Here is a 787-nt window from a genome sequence, read left to right on the forward strand (position 1 = left end):
TTTCACTGTTACTGGCACATCCACATGGGTCTTAGAACCATCTGGATATGTCACTGTCACTGGTACGCTGTGTGCACCTGGTGTATGGCCATCTGGTAATGTACTTGGATTATCTACTGTTACTGTTGGTGTACCTTTTGAACTTGGATAATCCGGAACAGTCACTGCTTTGGTTACGTCATCTGCTGTTGTTGGTGTACCAAAATCTTTTGTGATTGGTGTCACTTTTGGCGGATAATTACCACTATCTGGGTTTCCAACATTTACAGTTACATTAGTGTGGTCCTTAGTACCGTCTGGATATGTCACTGTTACTGGCACGGTAAATGTACCTGTAGTATTTCCATCTGGTATTTTACTTGAATCATCTACACTTACTTCTGGTGTTGGTTTATTGCTTGGATAGTTTGGTACTGTCACTGCTTTTTTAACTTCGTCTGCTGTCGTTGACGTACCAAATGGTTTAGTAATTGCCTTAGTAGATGGTTCATATTTATCTTTGTCTGGTTGTTCTTTTACTGTTACTGGTACATCCACATGGTCTTTTGTACCATCTGGGTATGTCACTGTTACTGGTACTGTGTATGTGCCCGGTGTTTGACCATTCGGTAATGTACTTGGATTATCTACACTTACTTTTGGTGTGCCTTTTGAGCTTGGATAATCCGGAACAGTCACTGCTTTGGTTACATCATCTGCTGTTGTTGGTGTGCCAAAGTCTTTTGTGACCGGTGTTACTTTTGGTTCGTATTTATCCTTGTCTGGTTGTTCTTTCACTGTTACCGGT

1 protein-coding gene is annotated in these 787 nt (G+C 41.3%); it reads right to left on the reverse strand.

The features are described from left to right. A partial coding sequence (locus tag HMPREF2597_RS06040) for a Rib/alpha-like domain-containing protein (RefSeq protein WP_256337087.1) occupies positions 1-787 on the reverse strand: 787 nt, incomplete at both ends.

The sequence above is a fragment of the Staphylococcus sp. HMSC063A07 genome (assembly GCF_001836955.1).
Taxonomy (GTDB): Bacteria; Bacillota; Bacilli; order Staphylococcales; family Staphylococcaceae; genus Staphylococcus; species Staphylococcus lugdunensis.